This is a genomic window from Bdellovibrio sp. HCB337 (assembly GCF_047302465.1).
Taxonomy (GTDB): domain Bacteria; phylum Bdellovibrionota; class Bdellovibrionia; order Bdellovibrionales; family Bdellovibrionaceae; genus JACMRP01.
In genome coordinates this window covers 3,114,983-3,131,914 of the sequence record NZ_CP178621.1, presented here as the reverse complement: position 1 = coordinate 3,131,914, position 16,932 = coordinate 3,114,983, and the positions used below count along the sequence as shown (strand labels likewise).

The following is a 16,932-nucleotide window of genomic DNA, read 5'->3' as shown; positions in this document are numbered from 1 at the left end:
AGACCTCTTAAATCGGGTAGTAGCCCATCAGCTTCTGTAAGCGCACTTCAATCGACGGATGGGACTTAAGTAATAGTTTTTGACGATAACCTTCAGGGTTTACGATAAACAAGTGGCTTGAGCACGGAGGCGGAGCCAGCGGCTGCGCTTGTGCCAAGCCCTCTAAACGCCACAACACTTCGGCCATGCGGAAGCGGTCGTGAATTAATTCTGCCGCTTGCAGGTCGTTTTCATAAAAACGTTTGTGGCTGGTTGCGATTTTCACGAGGCTCCAGCCGATAGGGGCGAAAGCTTTCATGAATGGCTTTTGTTTTTGCTCTTTGAGTAGGAAATAATTCGGTGGCCAGAAATGATCAAGCAGGCGGCCGAGTCCAATTAAGGCATTGGCAAGAACACTTGTGATACCGACTGCGAAGTTATCCAGTTTTTTGAGTGAACACACTTGGTGCGCAATCACGGCCTCTAGATCTTCTTTGCTGAAGTTTTTTACTAAACCTGAAGTCAGGGCGATAGCGCCTTTTCTCCAGGATTGGCTGACGCAAAAGGCGGTTTCAGTCTCGCTTGGGATTAAATAAATCTCTGGCAGTGGAAGTCCCACGTGGTCCGCGTACTTTTCAACGTACTCTAATATGCCCCAGGGGTCTTGGCCCCTGAGTGGTTTTGCATGCAAACTCGTCAGAATTTGTGATTCTCCGTAGAAGAACACGAAGAAGTTCAAAGCCACCGCAAGCAGAAAGCCCACGAAAAGACCCATACGCTCTGCGATTTCATAACCGAGAACCAGCAGAGTGAGTGAGCTAATAAGAATAAAAATCCAGACCTTGGTAGAGTTTGCTGTCATACTTTATTTTTCCCACTTATCGAAGTGCCTTGCAACAGAAAGTAGTGCGTAGCGGCAGCAAGACTTAGCTTGCGCTGCTCTCAGCAAAATTGTGAAATAGTCCATGGTCTCATCGGAGGTATTTTGTGAGTGAAATTGATATCATGGCTCTCAACGCTGCGATTAAACAGGAGAGTCAATTCGTCGACAAGATGATGCAAGAAATCAGCAAAGTCGTCGTTGGACAAAAAGAAATGGTCGAAGGCATCATGATGGGTCTTTTGACTGGGGGTCACATTCTTTTGGAGGGTGTGCCGGGTCTAGCCAAAACACTCACGATTGCGACGGTTTCTAAAACCATCTCTCTCGACTTCCAGCGGATTCAATTTACTCCGGATCTTCTGCCAACGGATTTGATCGGTACTATGATCTTTAATCCTAAAACGGGCGAGTTCAATCCACGTAAAGGACCTGTTTTCACAAACATCGTTCTAGCGGATGAGATCAACCGTGCGCCCGCAAAAGTGCAATCAGCACTTCTTGAAGCCATGGCCGAAAAACAAGTTACGATCGGCGACCAATCTTATCGTTTAGAAAATCCATTCTTGGTTCTAGCAACACAAAATCCGCTTGAGCAAGAGGGTACTTATCCACTTCCTGAAGCCCAGATGGATCGTTTCATGTTTAAAATCAACGTTGTCTACCCAACAAAAGGTGACGAGCTTGAAATCTTGAACCGCATGGGTATCAACGGCAAGCCTGTTGTAAACCCAGTGATCTCGAAAGAAGATCTGTTGCGCGTCTCTGAACGTGCGGATCAAATCTATGTTGATAATAAAATTAAAAACTACATCGTCGAGATCGTAATGGCTTCTCGTCATCCATCGGAATATGGCTTAAGCCGTATTGCGAATTTGATCAACGTGGGCGGTTCTCCGCGTGCGACGATCGGTCTTTTCCGTGCAGCAAAAGCGCATGCGTTCATTCGTGGACGTGGTTATGTGACGGCTGAAGACGTAAAAGCGATTGCTTACAATACTCTTCGCCATCGTTTGATTCTGACTTACGAAGCTGAAGCTGAAAACATCCGTGCTGATGATGTGATCAAAGAAATCCTGACACAAATCGAGGTAGCGTAACTTGAGTCTTCCTCCTGAGGTCCTAAAGAAAGTTAAACTGCTAGAGATCAACACCAGAAAACTGGTGAATAATCTTTTTGCGGGTGAGTACCATACTCACTTCAAAGGGCAGGGGATGACTTTCTCGGACTTCCGCGAATACGTGCCCGGTGATGACGTGCGCGCTATTTCTTGGCCGCTGACGGCTCGGACTGGCAAGCCCTACATTAAAACTTTCGAAGAAGAGCGTGAGCTGACCATCATCCTTGCGGTGGATGTCAGTGGCTCGACAGATTTTGGAACGGGCGAGTATTTCAAGGGCGAAGTGATGACTCACTTAGCGGCTTTGTTGGCATTTTCGGCTGTAAAGAATAATGACCAAGTGGGATTATTGCTCTTCTCGGACCAGGTGGAGCATTTTGTGCCACCGAAAAAGGGTCGTGGTCACGTGCACCGTATTTTGCGTGATTTGTTTTACTACAAACCAAAAAGTCACGAGACCAAGATTTCAAGCGCTTTGACTTACTTACAAGGTCTTTTAAAAAAGCGCGCGACGGTGTTTATTTTTTCTGACTTTTTTGATGAAGGTTACGATCAGGCTTTGCGCCTTTTGGGGCGTAAGCACGAAGTTGTGGCTTGTGTAGTGAATGATAAATCCGAAGGCACGTTGCCAGATCTTGGCATTGTTGAACTTCAAGACCCAGAAACGGGTGAAGTCGTGACTGTGGATACGTCTTCAGAAGCTTTCCGTAAAGATTATTTGCGGGAACTCAACAAACGCAGAGAAGTCCGCGATAAGCAGCTGCGTTTGGCTCAAGTGGAAAGAGTGGATGTGAACGGTGGCGAGGATTACGTAGATCCTTTGGTGGCGTTCTTTAAAAAGAGATAGTGGTATATGGCGGCCTTTCAGTGCTCTCTAGACATTCCAAAAGTTTCTGGCCTTGAGGACAATCAACTCACGGTGGGCCGTGAATTCTATTTGGCGTGCAAAGGCGACTGGCCAAAAACTCTGAAACTAGAGAACCTGAAATTTGTTGGTGATGAGAACTTCAAATACCAACTCAAACTTCTAGGGTTTGAATTCCGCTCGCCCGAAGAAGCCGATCTAAAAGTCACAAGTTATCTTCCAGCTCAGTATCAAATCCCGCAATTGGTGTTAACAGACGGAGAACAAACTCTGGATCTGGGCCAAGTGCAATTTGAAGTCGTGAGCATCCTGCCGCCTCAGCAGCCGCAACAGCAACAAGGTGTCCACATCGAAGGACAAGAACAACCGAAAGTAGAACCTTACGGTCCCTTCGGTCCTGCAACGATTCCGGTGCCTGCTTTGTATTGGTTGGCACTCTTAGGGTCCATCGGTTTTATGGCGATCATGATCGCGCTTAAAATCTGGCGCTACAATCAACGCCGTGAAATGTTATTACGTTTGAAAGAGCATGATTCCGCTTTAAGTCCGCTTTTAGAGTTCCATCAATCGATGCGCCGATTGCAAAGAAGCAATCCCGTATTCTACGGTAAAGAAGGCACGCTTGCGGAGTTACGCGAAGGTACTAAAGAACTTTCACGCATGTTTAAAGTCTACATAAGCCGTCGTTTGAAAGTTCCCGCGTTTGAGTGGAATGAGCGTCTGATCGTTAAAGACATTCGCAAATATCATCCTCCGGTTTATGAGTCTTACTCAAAACGCATTCACGATCTTTTTGGTGAATTCCGCAAAGCCGAAGGTGCTGATCAGAAATTGGCCGGCAAAGACATCAGCCAATTGGCAGAGACCTTAAGAAAAACCCTCGAAGGCATCGAAAACCTGATGATTCAGGCTGAAACTGCTCAGAAGGGGGAACGATGATTCAGTGGAAGACCCTTTGGGCCTTAGCTCTGTTAATTCCTCTAGTGGCTATTTTGGTTTGGAACTTTCTGCACAGAAAAAGAAAGATTCCATCTTTACAGTTCAGCTCTTTAAAAATTATTAAAACTATCAAACCCAGTGCGCGCACACGTTTGATGGTTGTGCCATCGTTGTTGAAGGCTGTGGCGATAGTACTTGCGATCGTAGCACTTGCTCGTCCGCAAGAGGCCAACACCAAAGTAAAAAAGAATGTTGAAGGGATCGACATCGTCATCTGCCTGGACGTTTCAGACAGTATGTTGATCGAAGACATGAAGCCGCTCAATCGTATGGAAGCGGCGAAAGAAACCATTCAGCGCTTTATCGAGCGCAGAACCTCTGATCGTATCGGTCTTGTGGTTTTTGCCGGCGAGTCTTTCACATTGGTTCCACTAACTTTAGATTATCAATTGATCCTTGAGCGCGTAAAAGAAATCACGACAGCTGCCAATGCCAATATCAAAGACGGAACTGCAATCGGTGTCGCCCTTGCGAACGCTGCCGGCCGTTTGAAAGATTCAACCGCAAAAAGCCGCATTATGATTTTCATGACGGACGGGGAAAACAACAGCGGTACGATTGACCCTGAAACAGCTCTTGAGATCGCTAAAGGTTATGATTTAAAGATTTACTCGATCGGTATCGGTAAAGATGGACCTACAAAAATCCCAATTTACCAACGTGATATCTTTGGCAACAAAGTAAAAACCTATCAGCCATTTGATAGTACCGTGAATGATGATCTTTTAGGTCGTATGGCGAAAGACACGGGCGGCAAATACTTCCGAGCGACTAAAGAGGACTCTTTAGAAGGCGTCTTCCGCGAAATCGACTCTTTGGAAAAAACCAAAGTCGATGTCAATAAGTTCACTCGTTATACAGAGCTATTCTCGCCATACCTTCAAGCTGCTTTGATTTGTTATGTGATTGCGGTTCTTTTGGCTAAGACCTTCTTAAGGAGGGTGCCATAATGCGCTTTGAAAATCCTTTGGCATTTTATTTCTTGTGGGCCATTCCGGTATTATGGGTGCTGGCGGTGATTTTCCATAAACGTGCGCAGAAAAAAATGGCCGAAGTCATTGGCTCACGCCTTTATCCGTTCCTAAGCAGCTCTGTTTCGATTCAAAAAAGAAACGCTAAGCGTGTACTACAAAGCTTGGTGATTTTGTTCTTCGTCCTAGCTCTTGCGCGCCCACAAATGGGTCAAAGTATGCAAGAGATCAAAAGCGAAGGTGTCGAGATCATGCTGGTCATCGACGTCTCTGAAAGTATGATGTCTGAAGACGTACGCCCAAATCGTTTGGAACAGGCAAAAACGGATTTAAGCAGATTGCTCGACAGAATGCCTGGCAATCGCGTGGGCGTGATTGCCTTTGCAGGAACTGCGGCAGTACTATCTCCGCTTTCAAATGACCCGAATGCCGTTAAAATGTATTTGGAATCTTTAAGCCCGAATTCAGTCAGCAGCCAAGGGACGAACTTCGAAGACGCCCTTAAAGTTGCGGCTGAATCTTTCAAACGTGGTGGCGTTGCTGATGATGACACAGCAAAAGTGACTCGTGTGATCTTAGTGGCTTCAGATGGTGAGGATCACGAACCAGGTGCGATGGAAGCTGCCAAAAAATTGGCAGAGCAAGGGATCAAGATTTTCAGTCTGGCTTACGGAACTGAAAAAGGTGGACCGATTCCAATCAAAGACGGCATGGGCTTTTGGAAATCCAATAAAAAAGATCGTAACGGACAGACGGTTATTACCGCAGTCAAAGGGGATGCGCTTCGTGCACTTGCTCAAGCTGGCGAAGGGTCTTTTTATTTTGCGACCTTTGGCAGCGAATACATTAGAAGTGTGGCTGATGATTTGGCAAAACTTGAAAAATCAGAATTTGAATCCAAAATGGCTGTTCAATATGAAGAGCGCTTTCAATTGTTCCTTCTTATTGGAATTCTCTTAGGCTTAGTAGAGCTCTTCTTAGGGGAACGCCGTTCGTCCTTCAAACTTTGGAAGGGCCGCTATGAGGTACCGCCGGTATGAAGAAAAGCGGAATTGTTATCCTCATTGTCGCTATGCTGGGACTTTCGCTCTTGTTCTTGAACTGGAGTGGGATGCTGAAGTTCTATCCAAGCTGGGTGTCGTCACCGAATTTCCCACATTTAAAGAGTCTTTACTTAAATCGTCAGGGGAATGGTTTATTTAAACTTGAAAGTTATGGTGCTGCTTTTGATTCTTACGTGAAGACTCTCGAGTTTGACCCGTTCTCTGCGGAAACGCATTTGGATTTGGGTTTAGTTTATGAGGCTCAGCAACAGCCTGAAAAAGCCATGACCTCTTATCAGAATGCCGAGAAATACACCAAAGACGACGAAGTCAAATTCATGGGGTATTTCAATCAGGCTCAGCTTTTTGGCAAAGGCAAAAAAGTCGATGAAGCTTTGGCGTTCTATCAAAAGGCTTTAGAGCTTGATCCGACTTCGAAAGAAGCAAAAACCAATATCGAGCTTTTGATCCAACAGCAGCAACAACAAGGCAAGGGCGGCGATAGCCAGGATCAAAAAGACCAAAAGGATCAGCAGCAACAGCAGGATCAACAAAAGAAGCAAGATCCGAAGGATGGCAAAGATCCTAAAGATCAACAGCAGAAGCAAGATCAAAAAGACGGCCAAGATGGCAAAGATAAAAAAGAACAGCCTAAGCAGTATCAGCAAAACCAAAAGCAGCAACCTCGCCAATTCAAGGGCCAAGAGCTTTCGGAAGGCGACGTGAAAAAGATCTTAGGCGAGATCAAACAGCAAGAGCAAAAAATTCGTTCTGAGTACAATCGTAAGGAAGTGAAGGAGCAAGGTCGTGACAAAGATTGGTAATTATTTTTGTCTCTGTCTTTTACTAGTAAGTGTGGCCCTGCCTGCATGGGCCAAAGTGACAGTGCAATCTATCGTTGATCGTAATGAAATGAGCGTCGGGGATTCATTCACTCTGACCGTATCCGTGCAATCTGACGAATCCGTTGATGCGCAAGAACCGCGCGCTCCGGATCTTGAGGGCTTTGAGCTTTTAAATAGCTGGCAATCAAGCAGCACATCACAAAAATTGATGAATACCTCTTCTGGTATGAAGTTCGAAGTTCAACGTCGTAAAGATTTTAATTACCTATTAGCTCCGCGCAAAGCTGGCACTTACACCGTGGGTGCGTTTGAAGTCGTTGTTGATGGTAAGGTTTATAATAGCCAACCGATTACTTTATCTGTAGGCGCTCAAGGATCGGCGCCTCCTCGTGGCGGTGGCGGGCAGCAAGGACAACGTCCTCGCCGAGCGATGCCTCCGGGCTTTGGCAATATGCCTGGCCAAGATATGCTTGATGAAATGGACCGCGCTGAAGAAGAAATTTTCAATCAACTTTTACAGCGTCGTCAGCAACAAGTTCCTCCGGGATATCCAGGTGGACCTGCGGCACCTCGTGCAAATCAGCCAGAACCTCAGTTTAGATCTTTGCCAACAAATCCGAATGAAGCTTTCTTTATTCAAGTCGAAGTTGATAAGACCGAAGTGTTTGAGGGCGAACAAGTCACTGCCAGCTGGTATTTGTACACGCGTGGGCAAATGGAGAGCTTAGATCGTTTGAAGTTCCCGGACTTAAAAGGTTTCTGGAAAGAGATCATCGAAGAAGTTCCGTCGATCCAATTTAGCGAAGAAATCATCAATGGTGTTGTCTATAAACGCGCACTGCTTGCATCGCATGCTCTTTTCCCGATCAAACCTGGCACTGCGGTGATTGATGAATACAAAATTAAGTCCCGCGTGCGTATGCCGAATCAAAATTTTGGCGGTTTTGGTTTTGGCCAAGCTTACGAGTACACTAAAAGTTCTCAGCGTGTAAAAATCAAAGTAAACCCATTGCCGATTGATAATCGTCCTAAAGATTTCTCGGGCGCAGTGGGGCAGTTTGATGTAAATGCCAGCGTTGATAGCCAGAATATTTTGGTGAACCAAGCATTTAGTTTGAAAGTGCGCTTTGAAGGAAACGGCAACGCGAAGCTGATCGAGCTTCCTGCGATCGAATGGCCAAAAACGGTTGAAGTTTACGATACAAAATCCGATGCGAAGTTCTTTAAAAATGGACGAAGCTATAAAGAATTCGAAGTCCTTCTGATTCCGCGCCAAGAGGGTGAACTTAGAATCCCAGCGATCAGTGTCGGTACTTTTGATCCTCAGGCAAAAAAGTACGTAAATCGTCAAACCCAAGAAATCGTTTTAAATGTTGAAGCAAATCCAAATGCACCTTCTGGCAATGTGACGGGTGGACCGGTGGCTCCGGGGGCGGCTGCTCCGCAAGCTGGCAAGGCTCCGGTGAATAACCTAAGTGGTAAAGTGCTACCGGATCTGATCATGGCTTGGGATGAACCAGGTAAATTTAAAATGGCATCGCAGCCAATGTTTTGGGGCGGGATTTACGCTCTGGTAGGGCTTTTCCTGGTATGGCGATCTAAAGTGGAACTTGGCTGGGGACGCCGTCGTCAAAACCTGCGCGACCTTGTGAACAAGCGCTATAAGAAACTCGATGGACTGCTTAAGAAGAATGACTACCGCGGAATTGGGGCCGAGATGATGAACATCTTTAACCTAGTTCTGGGCAGTATTTCAGGGCAAGAGGCTTCAGGTTTGGATTTAGATAAGATGCTTGAGCGCATCCCACCAAGTCTGCGTCGAGAACACGGAGAGACTTTAAAGAAACAATACGAAGTCTTCCAAGTGATGAGTTTTGCCCCTGAGAATATGCTGGGGACTTATAAAGAGGCTTCAACGGTTCAAAAAGAAGTAGGCCTTGCAAAGGACCTTCTGCAAAAGCTGATTAACTCAAATCCTGAACAACACGAACTTCAATAACTGCAAAGCCTCCGTCTTCGGGGGCTTTTGAATTTTACGGGATCCAACATACAGTGGGACCTCGCGTGATTTCAGTTGTAGGCGATGAACGACTCTTTGCACTTCGTGATTCCAGTGCCAGCCAGAGCTTTTTAGATCGTTTTGAATTTTCTCGAAGGCGCTCTTTCGGATCCCCAGAATCGGGCAGAACAAATCCTGATACGGCCATGCTGTTTTTTCGCGGATAACGCCTGAAAAGAAAGTTTCTAGGGGGATTTCTTCGGCTTCGGTGGTTTCGAGTTTCTTTTTGGCTTTTGTGCGATCGCCGAACACAACCTCAGTTTCGCGTTCGGAATAGAACACTTCGAGCATTTTGAAGATTTCGCTAAGGGGTGCAGCTAGATCTAAGTCTGTGGTTATTAAAATATCGCCACGGGATTCTTTGCACAGATTTTCTAAGTTTTGGGCGCGACTAAGATGTTTCTTGTTCTCGACGATTTTGTAATGGGGGTTCCTTTCTGCCAAATATCGCAGTAAGGACAGACTTTGATCCTGCCCAGGGTTCACGGCGAACAATACTTCGTACAAGAGAGGAAACTTTTGGAAAAAGCCGATCACGTTTTCAGAGAATTCTTGAATCAAGTCCCGATCCGCAGAGACATGCACACACAATGAGAGTTGAGGGCGGGGTGCCATTTTTCACTTTTCCTTCTAAACACAGAAACCTAGAATAAGTTCATGACAAAATTTCTGACGAAATTCAAAGAAAAACCACTTTTGTGCCTGTTAAGCCTTCTATTTTTGTTAGTAGCAGCCCTGACACGCTTTCTTTATCTGGATAATAAACCCATCCACTTCGACGAAAGCATCAATATGTGGTTCGTCCAACGTATCTGGGAAGACGGATTTTTTAAGTACGATCCGACAAATTATCACGGTCCTTTGCTGTTTTATTTGATCCAGTTCGTACAACTCTTTACTGGGTTTGACTATCTTAGCACCCGCTGGGTCGCGACGATCTTCTCGTTTTTGTCTCTGGTTGTGCTCTGGTACGGACCGAAAGAGCATCGCACGGCATTGCGTTGGGCCGCGGTTTTCTTACTGTTTAGCCCTGGGATGGGTTTCTATGGGCGCTCGGGGATTCACGAATCCGCCTTCGTCTTTTTCCAGATTTTGGGCTTCATGTCCTTTCACTATTTGGTGGCGCGGGACTTTAAAAAGTTCTGGTGGACGTTCATAGGCAGCCTTTTAGGCATGATGGCTCTGAAAGAAACCTTTGTGGTGTTGATTTTGGCCTTTATCCCGGCAGCTCTTGTGGTTTTCATGTCTGAAAGAAAAAAGATCGCTTGGTCAAAGTGGACTAAGGATCTTGTCGCAAGTTTTAAAACGACAGAGGTGTCGTTGCCTTTGCTTGGAATGTTTCTATTGTTCCTGGGCGTCTATGCGGGCTTTGGCGCGCATCCGAAGGGGCTACTCGATTTCTTTGTGGCTCTGATGCCGTGGCTTAAAACCGGTGTTCACGGAAGCGGGCACGAAAAAGAATTCCTGTACTGGGGAAAACTGATCGCAACTAACGAGTTCGCAATTCTTGTGGGCTTCTTAATTGGATTCTTGTTTGCGTTAAAAAATAAGTGGATTCGCTTCTACTTGGTCTTCACTGTTTTCTTATGGGCAATTTATTCGGCCATTCCGTACAAAACGCCATGGTGCTTGATCTCGATCTTGTGGCCGTTTGCTGTGGTTGCAGGTTTTGCGATTCAGGACCTAAAAGGCAAGCTGCCAAAAGCGGGGCAGTTCGGGTTATATGCTGTTTTGATCCTGCTTTTTGGTTTCGAATCTCATCGCATGTACACTGTGATGTACAAAAACCCGATTGATATGCAGCATCCTTATGTCTATGTGAACTCGAGCTATCAAATGAAAGAGTTCGTTGCAAAAACGCAGCAGGTTTTGCGCGAGAATCCTTTACTGCGTGAACAGACTCTGCAAATTGGGACCGAGGAATCTTGGCCAGTCCCAGTCGTGCTTCATAAATTCTATAACATTAGCTACTTCCGCACAGACGCCAAGATCGAAGACAATGCACTGATCTATATGGTCGATATGAAAGATAAAGACGTCATCGAAAAAGAGCTCTTGGTGCGTAATCAAGCCGCTAAATATCAGGGCTTTATTTTGGATGTTCGCCAAGGACGTTCGCACATCTTGGTCTATGTAAAACGCGAATTTTTCCAAGATAAGTTCTCTTGGGAACTGAAAGAGTTGGGGACTTTATGATGATGTCTTTTTCATTGCTATTCATCGGTTTAAGTTCTCTGATTGCCTGTCTGGGCGCGCTTTTGGTGGGAAAGCTTGTTCCTGCTGTCAGCGTTCTGGCGCTAGTTCTGGCTTTGGGAATTTCTTGCTACCTCAGTCGTAAAATGACCCTGAAGTTGCAAGCGGCTCCCGTTAGTGGTCCGATTTTTTTACTGTATGCTTTGATTTTTACTGGGATCTATTTCCATTCAGTCTTTTTCTTTTTCCAAAAGGGACCGATGTACTGGATTCAGAATCCCTTCAATCTTGGGGATATGTCCTTTCACTGGGGGGCTATTAATTACCTCGCAGAAGGGGCGAAGTTCTGGCCCGAAAATCCCATCTATTTGGGATATCGTTTTAAATATCCCTTCGGCATGGATTTCTTTAACTCTATTTGGGGAAATCTCGGAGTTCCGATCAGTTACCATCTGCCGCTCGTGACGCTGCTAGCTTTGCTTGTCGTGTTCTATGCCTTGCACATCACAGGTGGTCCGCTTTTGGTTTTTGCAATCTTCTTTAGTAGCGGCTTTTATAACTTTTTAGTTCCAGGGCCGTGGGAACTAAATCGCATGCAAGAGTCTTTGGATTTTAAGAATCTGTTTTTGACGGTTTTGCTGACGCAACGAGGATTTTTGTATGCTCTGCCTGCCGGTGTGTTTTTGTTTCGAGCAATTCAAAAAGTATTCGCTGGCGAGTGGCGTCCAACGACTCTCGAGAAAGTGACTCTGGGAATTATTTGGGGCGCTCTGGGATTCTTCCATTTGCATAGCTTCTTCTTTTTGAGTTTGTATTTTGGAGTTTTAATTTTGTACAAACGTGATCTTAAAAATTGGGTGTTACCTATTTCTGTGGCGTCTGTATTAGGATTTCCTTTTGTGATCAACGCACTGTTGCCGGAAACAGGCACTAATTCTTTGGTGCATTTGAACGCTCGCGGTTGGAACAGAGCAGAGAACGTAAATCCTTTCTTGTATTGGGTCAAAAACTTGGGTCCTTGGATTGTCGCTGTGGTCGCGGCTTTGACGATCTTCTACCGCAAAAAACAGAAAGACCCATTGTTGTATGTGAGTGTGGCGGCAGGATTGTTCGTCGTCTTCATGCATGTGATCTTGGCACCTTGGCCATGGGACAATATTAAAATCATCTTGTGGTGTTATGTTTTGGCTTTGATGGGGATGTCGGATCTTTTGTGGAACCAACGTAAAGATTGGATGAAGGCTGTTGTTTTCGCCATCTTCTTTATTCCAGGAATGATGATCTTTGTACGCTCATTGCCCGCTTTCAATAAAGGCACGCAGTGGGCTTCGGAAAAAGAATTGAACAAGGCAAGAGTGCTATTGAAGGGCCAAGATGTGAATCAAGGTTTGATGGTGGCACCGAACTACGATCATCCAGCACTTCTTTTGGGTTACAAACTTTATATGGGATATCCAGGGCACGTCTGGTCGCATGGCTATAACTACGTCGAGCGTGAGGCGCTTTTAAATCGCGTATACTCCGGAGACGAAGCCGCGATTGCTAGCTTACCAAAAGACCAGGTGGGGTTGGTCTATCGTGGCCCCCTAGAGAAGCGTCGAGAAAATGTCCCAGACACCCTTAAAGGTCTTTCAAAAATCAACGAAGCTCTGGATCATGAACTATACCTTGTCGAACGTAAATAACGAGGAGTCAAAACCCCATGAGTTTGCTGAGCAGAGCTCTTTGCTTGTCATTGGCTATTTCGCCAATGCTGGCACAATCATCCTTGGCCGCATCTTCAGAACCTCTGAAGGTGCAATTGCAAAAAGACCTTGAAAAGCTCAATGCAAAGAACTTGTATGACGTAGATCCGAAAGTGAAAGAGGCCTCGTTGCCGGTTCTTTCACGCATGAAATATTTCGAAATCAAAAAACGCTGGAAAGAGTGTGGCGCTTTAGGCCCTAAAGTGGTGGCTAGCAATGCTGAAATTCAAGCGTGGGTCGCTGCTAGCTGGCTAAAGTGCGAAATCAAAAACACAGAAGGGGCTAAAGACAAAAAATCTTTGGCAAAACCTGTCGACTGGCTTCGAAAGCGTAAAGAGTTGCTTACAGACGGACCGTGGAAAAAATCCCTGTGGCAAGATTACGTCACAGCTCAGTTGACGTTGCTAGAAATTAAAAGAACACCGATTGCTGTTAATGAACTTTTAGAATCTGAAGATCTTCCGAATGAAGCCCGTGCAACCTTGTTAGGTTATGCAGGTGAGTATGCAGAGAAAAAAGATTCAGAAAAAGCATTATACCTTTATGAGCAAAGCATTCAGTTGCGAGACAACAAAACAATTCGTGATCGCTTAGATGCGATGAAGGCTGCTTCAAAATTAAAATTCAGCATGGTGGCACCTGGTATCGAAGGCATGCTTGAAAATGAAGGCGCTGAAGCAGCACTTGAAGAAAAAATGAATAAATCCCTGAAAGGCGGGGATTTGATGGGGGCTTTAAAAACTTCCGTCGTTATTCAAACAGAATATGCCGGCAGCAAAGTGGCACGACGTCTTAAAGACAAGCCCTTTGAAATCTATCAGCAGTTAAACAGCGACGCCCCGGCTGACGAGAAAAATGAAAAAGCCTTCAGCGAGCTTGAAAAAATCGATGCCACTCGTCGTATGGAGTGGACTCAGCTTCTGCATCGCCGTGCCGACTATAATCAGGCACTGATTTTTGCAGAAAGCACCTTGAAAGATCTTTATCAAACTTCGAATGCCACTATTTTGTATTGGTATGCGGGACGTGCGGCGCACTTGATTGGTCAGTATGACCGTGCTCAGACACATTTTTTGAAATTGATTGAATTCCACGCGGGCACTGAAGAAGCGGCCGAAGCCTTGCTGCGCTCGGGTCTGATTCATTTAAGAATGAAAAATTACGAATCAGCAGTCGTGCAGTTTGATAAACTTTTAGCGCAGAAAAAAGACAAGTTTGATCTGCAAGCACGCTATTGGTTGGTACGAAGCCTTGAAAACATCGAAAAAGAAAAAGAACGCGCCGGTGTTGAAGCAAAAATCCTGATCGAGCGTTATCCGTTTTCTTACTATGGCATTCGTCTGACAGCCGAAGTGAATAAGGGTAGCTATTTGTGGCCGAATGCTGTGTCGTCAATTCCTGCCAATACCTCTGAGATGTGGTTGATGGGCGAAGAGAAAAACGCGTGGAAAAGATTTAAGACTCTGACCAAAGCGGGTTGGTTGTTAGAAGCCCAATCGGAAGTGGCACTTTTGCCGACGACGAAAAATCCGTGGTTGGAATATCATTTGGCAAAATTCATGTCGAAGAGCTTTCAATTTCCAACAGCGATTCGCTGGATGGCAGAAGCGATGGACTTGGAAAACTCTTTGCGCAGCCCAGAAACTTTGTCTTACGTCTATCCAAAGGCCTTTTCTCCTTGGGTTGAGGGCGAAGCTAAGAAATATAACTTAAATCCTATTTTGGTGCGCAGTCTCATTCGTCAAGAAAGTGCCTTCGGGATTCGCGCTCAGTCGACGGCGAATGCACAAGGTTTGATGCAATTGATTCCCTCGACAGCTCAAGATGTGGCGCGCCGCTTAGGAATGAAAAAGTTGGAATTCCCCGAAGATGTTTTCAGACCTGAAATCAATATTCCACTCGGGACCTTCTATATTTCATCGATGATTGATCAGTTTGCAGGAAATGTTCCCTTTGCTTTGGGAGCATATAACGCGGGCCCTACGAAAATGCGCATTTTCACAGAGGCACGCAGTGACATCAAAGATTTGGTGAATAAAGGCTCTTCAACACCTGTGGACGAAATCTGGTTCGATGAGCTTCCTTGGAGTGAGACGAGTTTCTATATCAAAGCCATTCTGCGCAATAGTTTGCTTTATAAGCTCCTAGACTCTGAGAAAGTGGAGTGGAACCTAGTCCTTTGGCAGGACTTGCATAATAAAAAAGCAAATTTAAAGTGATGTTTTATTGAAATATCCGAGTCCTTTTTGTAGCCTGAAAAGTATTCGGAGGATTCATGCGGAAGTTTATCACCCTTACTTTGGTCCTGGCGTTATTGAGCGCTTGTGCTCATACATCTCCAACGTCAACGACTGCAGTAGACGGCAAGCCTGACGAGACTGCAACACCGTTAAAAGATATGGAATCCTTCCGTTTGAAAGATGCGGAAGGTCCCAAAGTTGTGGACCAAGAATTGGAAACAATTCCTACAGAAGTAAATCCATTGGTTGAACAATGGATCAGCTATTTCCAAGGCCGTGGCCGTCCTCACATGGAACGCTATTTGGCGCGTTCTACTCGCTATGAAAAATTGATGAAGAAAGTTCTCAGAGACAACGGTCTTCCTGAAGATTTGTTCTACATTGCTTTGATCGAATCTGGTTTTAACTCGCAAGCGCGTTCGCACGCATCGGCTGTCGGTTACTGGCAGTTCATCCGTGGTACTGGTAAGCGCTACGGTCTTGAGATCAACGCTATGGTCGATGAACGTAAAGACCCTGTTTTGGCAACTCAAGCAGCGGCTGAATACTTCAAAGGTTTGTACAGCGTATTCGGTTCTTGGTATTTGGCGATGGCTTCTTACAACGTGGGTGAAAACCGCGTAAAACGCGAAGTGATGAATCACTACACGCGTGACTTCTGGGAACTTGCAAAGAAAAAGCGTTTCCCAAAAGAGACCATTCATTACATCCCAAAATTCATCGCAGCTAAGTTGATTGCGAACGACATGAAGAAGTACGGCTTTGACGAAATCGACTTCATGACTCCGGTTGAGTTTGACCATGTCGTTTTGGACAAACCAGTGAATCTTCGCGTGATGGCTGAAAAAATGAACATCAACTACGAAGACTTCAAAGCCTTGAATCCTAAGTTTAAGGGCGAAGTGGCTCCTTTGAAAGCGGATAACAAGTTGGAACTTCGTATCCCACCAGGAATGAACGAAGCCGCAACCGTTGCAGCTGGCGAGAGTGTCGTTGAGAAAGCGGAATTCGTAGCTGATGCTGGAGACACCCAAGTTTACCGTATCAAGCGTGGTGACAGCCTTCACACGATTGCTCGTAAGTACCGCACAACGGTGGCTTACCTTCGTGACTTGAATGACATTCCAAAAGGCAAACGTCTTAAAATTGGTATGAAGGTTTACGTTCCAGATCGTACTCCGGTAGCTCCGAAGCGTAACGTGATCGTGGCTAAGAAAAAATCTAACTCAGAACAACCGCAAGCTCGTGCTCCTGAAAGTACGTTGACTGCGAATGGCCGTTTCTACATCGTTCAATCTGGCGATACTTTGAGCTCTATTGCGAAGAAGTACTCTGTTAGCATCAACGAGCTTAAGCGTGCTAATAACATCCGCCGTGGTCGTTTGTTGAAAGTAGGCATTCGCCTTCAGATCCCTGGTGATGCTTCTAATAACGACGGAGCGAAACGTATGCCGGCTTCTGCAAAACGCAAAGTGGCTGCGAAGTCTAAATATCATGTCGTGAAAAAAGGCGACAACCTGTTCAGCATTGCTGATAAATACAAGGTGTCTTTGGACTCTATCCAACTCTCTAACAAGAAGTTGAATCCTTCGAAATTGTTTGTGGGAGCAAGAATCTTGATTCCTGAGGCGAGAGCGACTGAGTAATTAGTCAAAACGACATCGCTAAAAAAGAAAAAAGCCCTTCGGGGCTTTTTTTATTTCTTCTTCTAAATTTTCAAATTCTAATTTCCCCGGCGCTGCTTTCGCAGAAAAGTGCCTATGAGAAATAATCCTAATAACTCATAGGCTAGGGGAATGAAACCAATCCGTGATAGAATTTTTTGAAACTTGACCTTCCATTTGCATCACCTAATTCCTCGGGCGACTCATACCTTTGGCAGACTGGCTGGCTTGGCTCTCATAGTATTCGAGCTGTAGCCCCTGTAGCTTTGTGCCCCACCGTTTCCGATGGTTTACCTTGAGGCAAAAGAAGGATCTAAATCCTTAGAGA

General features: G+C 45.5%; 13 protein-coding genes and 1 riboswitch. Of the genes, 11 read left to right on the top strand and 2 right to left on the bottom strand.

What is annotated here, in order from left to right; translation table 11 throughout:
• Positions 1–7 precede the first annotated feature (7 nt).
• A complete protein-coding gene (locus ACLWBB_RS15100; RefSeq protein ID WP_413288376.1) occupies positions 8–841 on the bottom strand; it encodes a M48 family metalloprotease in 834 nt (277 codons plus the stop codon).
• A gap of 143 nt (positions 842–984) precedes the next feature.
• On the opposite strand from ACLWBB_RS15100, the gene ACLWBB_RS15095 reads away from it, so the two are divergent.
• The 7 genes from ACLWBB_RS15095 to ACLWBB_RS15065 all read left to right on the top strand — a co-directional run bounded on the left by ACLWBB_RS15095 (position 985) and on the right by ACLWBB_RS15065 (position 8,702).
• Positions 985–1,959: an AAA family ATPase gene (locus tag ACLWBB_RS15095; protein WP_413291614.1), complete on the top strand. Its 975-nt coding sequence runs from the start codon at positions 985–987 to the stop codon at positions 1,957–1,959.
• A 64-nt stretch (positions 1,960–2,023) separates the two neighbouring features.
• Positions 2,024–2,827: a DUF58 domain-containing protein gene (locus ACLWBB_RS15090; protein ID WP_413288375.1), complete on the top strand. Its 804-nt coding sequence runs from the start codon at positions 2,024–2,026 to the stop codon at positions 2,825–2,827.
• Between the two features lie 6 nt (positions 2,828–2,833).
• Positions 2,834–3,784, top strand: a complete 951-nt coding sequence (locus ACLWBB_RS15085) for a hypothetical protein (protein WP_413288374.1) — start codon at positions 2,834–2,836, stop codon at positions 3,782–3,784.
• A complete protein-coding gene (locus ACLWBB_RS15080; RefSeq protein ID WP_413288373.1) occupies positions 3,781–4,794 on the top strand; it encodes a vWA domain-containing protein in 1,014 nt (337 codons plus the stop codon). Before ACLWBB_RS15085 ends, ACLWBB_RS15080 begins: the two co-directional genes overlap by 4 nt.
• Positions 4,794–5,855 carry a vWA domain-containing protein gene (locus ACLWBB_RS15075; protein WP_413288372.1) on the top strand — a complete coding sequence of 354 codons (1,062 nt, stop codon included), beginning with the start codon at positions 4,794–4,796 and terminating at the stop codon, positions 5,853–5,855. The genes ACLWBB_RS15080 and ACLWBB_RS15075 overlap by 1 nt, the downstream gene beginning before the upstream one ends.
• Complete coding sequence (locus tag ACLWBB_RS15070) at positions 5,852–6,682, top strand: tetratricopeptide repeat protein (RefSeq protein WP_413288371.1); 831 nt, start codon at positions 5,852–5,854, stop codon at positions 6,680–6,682. Before ACLWBB_RS15075 ends, ACLWBB_RS15070 begins: the two co-directional genes overlap by 4 nt.
• Positions 6,666–8,702, top strand: a complete 2,037-nt coding sequence (locus tag ACLWBB_RS15065) for a BatD family protein (RefSeq protein ID WP_413288370.1) — start codon at positions 6,666–6,668, stop codon at positions 8,700–8,702. The genes ACLWBB_RS15070 and ACLWBB_RS15065 overlap by 17 nt, the downstream gene beginning before the upstream one ends.
• Here ACLWBB_RS15065 and ACLWBB_RS15060 read toward each other — a convergent pair.
• Positions 8,673–9,377 carry a glycosyltransferase gene (locus ACLWBB_RS15060; RefSeq protein WP_413288369.1) on the bottom strand — a complete coding sequence of 235 codons (705 nt, stop codon included), beginning with the start codon at positions 9,375–9,377 and terminating at the stop codon, positions 8,673–8,675. The genes ACLWBB_RS15065 and ACLWBB_RS15060 overlap by 30 nt on opposite strands.
• 42 nt (positions 9,378–9,419) lie before the next feature.
• Between ACLWBB_RS15060 and ACLWBB_RS15055 the strand changes: the two genes are divergently transcribed.
• From ACLWBB_RS15055 to ACLWBB_RS15040, 4 genes are read left to right on the top strand one after another with little or no spacing between them, the layout of a single operon-like run.
• Positions 9,420–10,958 (top strand): flippase activity-associated protein Agl23, encoded by a 1,539-nt coding sequence (locus tag ACLWBB_RS15055; protein WP_413288368.1) that lies wholly within the window; start codon positions 9,420–9,422, stop codon positions 10,956–10,958.
• Entirely contained in the window at positions 10,955–12,640 is a 1,686-nt protein-coding gene (locus tag ACLWBB_RS15050) for a hypothetical protein (protein ID WP_413288367.1), read from the top strand. Before ACLWBB_RS15055 ends, ACLWBB_RS15050 begins: the two co-directional genes overlap by 4 nt.
• Positions 12,641–12,657: 17 nt before the next feature.
• Entirely contained in the window at positions 12,658–14,919 is a 2,262-nt protein-coding gene (locus tag ACLWBB_RS15045; RefSeq protein ID WP_413288366.1) for a transglycosylase SLT domain-containing protein, read from the top strand.
• Positions 14,920–14,975: 56 nt separating this feature from the next.
• Complete coding sequence (locus ACLWBB_RS15040; protein WP_413288365.1) at positions 14,976–16,586, top strand: LysM peptidoglycan-binding domain-containing protein; 1,611 nt, start codon at positions 14,976–14,978, stop codon at positions 16,584–16,586.
• A 228-nt stretch (positions 16,587–16,814) separates the two neighbouring features.
• Positions 16,815–16,909, bottom strand: a riboswitch (cyclic di-GMP riboswitch).
• Between the last annotated feature and the right edge of the window lie 23 nt (positions 16,910–16,932).